This is a genomic window from Cysteiniphilum sp., from assembly GCF_057495195.1.
Map to the genome: position 1 here is coordinate 1 of NZ_JBXTEF010000145.1, position 3,950 is coordinate 3,950.

General features: G+C 41.1%; 3 protein-coding genes and 1 tRNA gene. All 4 read left to right on the top strand.

Annotation, left to right across the window (positions count from 1 at the left end; all coding sequences use genetic code 11):
* Window positions 1-135 precede the first annotated feature (135 nt).
* The 4 genes from amaB (at window position 136) to ACY10D_RS11965 (ending at window position 3,950) form a co-directional block, all read left to right on the top strand.
* A complete protein-coding gene (amaB, locus tag ACY10D_RS11950) occupies window positions 136-1,626 on the top strand; it encodes an L-piperidine-6-carboxylate dehydrogenase (protein WP_487000950.1) in 1,491 nt (496 codons plus the stop codon).
* A 10-nt stretch (window positions 1,627-1,636) separates the two neighbouring features.
* Window positions 1,637-2,440: a 2-oxoadipate dioxygenase/decarboxylase family protein gene (locus ACY10D_RS11955; RefSeq protein ID WP_487000951.1), complete on the top strand. Its 804-nt coding sequence runs from the start codon at window positions 1,637-1,639 to the stop codon at window positions 2,438-2,440.
* 11 nt (window positions 2,441-2,451) lie between these two features.
* Complete coding sequence (locus tag ACY10D_RS11960; protein WP_487000952.1) at window positions 2,452-3,729, top strand: aspartate aminotransferase family protein; 1,278 nt, start codon at window positions 2,452-2,454, stop codon at window positions 3,727-3,729.
* A 147-nt stretch (window positions 3,730-3,876) separates the two neighbouring features.
* A tRNA-Arg gene (locus tag ACY10D_RS11965) sits at window positions 3,877-3,950 on the top strand.

Consider the following 3,950-nt stretch of genomic DNA (forward strand, 5'->3'; position numbering starts at 1 on the left):
AAAAGATCCCTATAAACCTATGCGTTAGCGAAGGGGTGGATGCGAAGCAGACGGGGTAGTCTTTAAAAAATCGCAAAATGCGCAACTCCAATAAATTTAATAAACGAAATCGGAGAACATAATATAATGACTTGCATGACAAGCTACACAGAACAACTAAGCCAATACGCTGCCAAGCACGACACCGGTGAATATATTAAAAGCTTTAACCCCGCCAACAATGAACTATTGGCTAAGGTGCCAAGCTTAGGTGTTTCACATTTACAACAAACCATTAGTGAGGCCCAAGATGCTTTCATTCATTGGCGTAAGATCCCAGCACCACAACGCGCGGAACTGGTACGTTTAATTGGTGAAGAGCTAAGAAAGCATAAAGATCAGTTAGGAAGTTTGGTATCCCTTGAGATGGGCAAATCCAAACAAGAAGGTGATGGTGAAGTTCAAGAGATGATCGATATGGCGGATTTTGCCGTTGGTCAAGCGCGCATGCTGTATGGCAAATCAATGCATTCAGAGCGCCCAGATCATCGTATGTTTGAACAATGGCACCCGCTTGGTGTTGTCGGTGTGATCTCAGCCTATAACTTCCCTGTTGCTGTGTGGTCATGGAATGCCTTTATTGCCGCGATTTGCGGTAACACAGTTGTTTGGAATCCATCGCCAAAAACACCTCTTTGTGCCTTAGCAATTCAAGAGATTTGTGATCGCGTGACCAAGGCACACAACTTCCCAAATGTTTTTACTTCTGTTGTTTCAAAGAGTGTTGATGTTTCTAAAGCACTGGTTGCTGATGAGCGCATAGCACTGATGTCTTTCACAGGTTCAACTACCGTGGGACGCGAGGTTGGTGCACGTGTTGCTGAGCGCTTTGGTAAATCACTGCTTGAATTAGGTGGTAACAATGCCGCAATTATTGATGAGTCTGCTGATTTAAAATTAGCAATTCCTGCTGTTGTCTTTGGTGCAGTTGGGACAGCGGGTCAACGCTGTACTTCACTCCGTCGTTTACTTGTGCACAAGAACATCTATCAAGATGTTATTAAACGCCTACAAAATGCTTATAAGCAAATCACTGTCGGTGATCCACTAGATACTAACAACCTTATGGGACCTTTGATTGATCAAAACCTTGTTGGTATTTATCAAAAAGCAGTTGCTCGCGCTAAAGAATTAGGTGGTAATGTCCTTTTTGGTGGCAATGTAATTAACAAGCCAGGCAACTATGTCGAGCCGACAGTCATCGAGGCTAAACCTGATTGGGATATTGTTAATCAAGAGAACTTCTGCCCTATTTTATTTGTGATGCCATTTGATGATATTGAGCATGCGATTAAAATCAATAATCAAGTGGATCATGGTCTATCATCTGCCATTTTCACGCAACGTATTGATCATTCTGAGCAATTTTTATCATATGCCGGCAGTGATTGTGGTATTGCTAATGTCAATATTGGCACATCGGGCGCTGAAATTGGTGGCGCTTTTGGTGGCGAGAAACACACCGGTGGTGGTCGTGAAGCTGGATCTGACGCATGGAAAGCCTACATGCGTCGTCAAACCGTTACCATGAATTGGAGCAAGGACTTACCCCTTGCACAAGGAATCAAATTTTCACTTACAGAGTAGGAGAATAATAATGTCACAGATCGCAATTTTAGAAAACTTATGGCAGCAATATATTGAAGCCAATCCACATGTGCAGAAAATTTATGATCTTTTTTGTGATCATAATGCACAAGTGATCAATGACCATATTGCACTACGCACGATTAATGACCCGCGCATTAATCTTGACGTATTAGCCAAACCTTTTATTGCTGAAGGCTATTTTGAAAATGGTGATTATCATTTTGAAACTAAAAAACTTTACGCTAAGCACTATGAGCAAAAAGATCCAACACAGCCTAAAGTGTTTATCAGCCAATTGTTGCTTGAACAATTAAGTCCATTTGCACAACAAACCATTAAAGAATGCATTGATCAAATCCCACAAGACTTGCTTGATCATCCTCAAAAGCTATTGCTATCAGGCAACTCTTGGGGCAAACCAAGTCACGAGATTTACCAAAAATTATTAACTGAATCTGAATATGCGGCATGGTTCTATGTCTTTGGGTTTAGAGCAAATCACTTTACCGTTTTCATCAATGCATTAGATCAATTTAGCGAAGTCCATGAAGTCAATACTTTCCTTAAAAATCACGGTTTTGATTTAAATAGCTCAGGGGGTGAAGTCAAAGGCACACCACGTGATTTGCTTGAGCAATCAAGTACTAAATCAGGTATGATTAAGGTTGAGTTTACTGAAGGCGAAAAGGAAATTCCATGCTGCTATTATGAATTTGCTAAACGCTACCCAGATCACACAGGTAAACTTTATCAAGGATTTGTGGCAGCTTCTGCTGATAAAATCTTTGAAAGCACTAATGTCAATGCATAATCGAGGTTATGATGAATAACGAATCATTATGGCAGCTGCGTGAAAGCGAAGTTCCCCAGGCACTTGGTAACAATACCAAGTTATGCATTAAAAAGGCACAAGGTGCGACCTTAACCGATGTTGAGGGTAAGATTTATATCGACTTTGCCGCAGGTATTGGTTCTATGAACGTTGGGCACAATCATCCCAAAGTTGTTGAAGCGATCACCAAGCAGACACATGAATTTATCCAGCCATGCTTTCATGTGATGATTCATGCGCCTTACGTAAAGCTTGCACAAGCTTTAAATGCCTTAACGCCTGGTGACTTTGCAAAGCAAACAATGCTTTGCAATAGTGGCGCTGAAGCGGTTGAAAATGCAATTAAAGTTGCGCGCTTTACCACAAAACGCCAAGCTGTGCTGTGCTTTGATGGCGCTTTCCATGGTCGAACCTTTATGAGCATGTCCTTAACTGCCAAAGTCAAACCTTATAAACAGGGTTTTGGTGAGCTTTTTAATAACATCTATCGCCTGCCCTACCCTGATATGCATTGCAATCTTAATCACTTTAAATCATTGATCAATGATTTAATCGTGAATCAAGTTGCGTTAGAGGATATTGCTGCAATCATTATCGAGCCTGAGCTTGGTGAAGGTGGCTTTATTCCGGCAAGTATTGAAGCTATGCAATATTTGCGCCACCTTTGCAATGAGCATGGTATTGTAATGATTGCTGACGAGATCCAAAGTGGCTTTTGCCGCACCGGCAAGCTTTTTGCGATGGAACATTATCATTGTGCACCCGATATTTTAGTGATGGGTAAATCACTAGCTTCTGGTTTACCATTAAGTGCATTAACTATTAAAAAATCACTGCTTAAAGATATGCCTACGGCATCCTTGGGTGGTACTAATTCAGGTAACCCTATTGCTTGTGCCGCAGCGCTTGCTTCTCTTGAAATATTTAAAGAAGAAAATCTTGCTGATCAAGCTATGCATCTTGGCCAAGTATTACGCGACTTTTTCAATGAGCATAAAAAAACCTGTGAGTTTATTGGTGATATCAGAGGGCTTGGCGCGATGATTGGTATTGAGTTTATTGATCATAACAATCAACCCAACCCAATGATGCTCAAGCGCTTTATTAATCAGTCATTACATCATGGGTTGATTTTATTAAGTTCGGGCAGTCATAAGCATGTTTTACGGCTATTGTGTCCTTTAAATATTAGTGAGCATGAACTGACAGAGGCACTTAGCATTATGACCAAAGTATTCAATGAGCTGCGTTTGGTGACGCAAGTTTAAACAGCAATGATCAACAATAAAACAGCTGTTAATTTCAAAGCAAAAAAAGCCAAATATTTTTAATTTATCTTTACTTTGACATTGACAGGGGTGCTGCGAAGCACTATCATGCACCTCGTTTTCACGAAACAGTTGAAAACTCAATACGCACCCGTAGCTCAGCTGGATAGAGTACCTGGCTACGAACCAGGCGGTCGGAGGTTCGAATCCTTCCGGGTGCG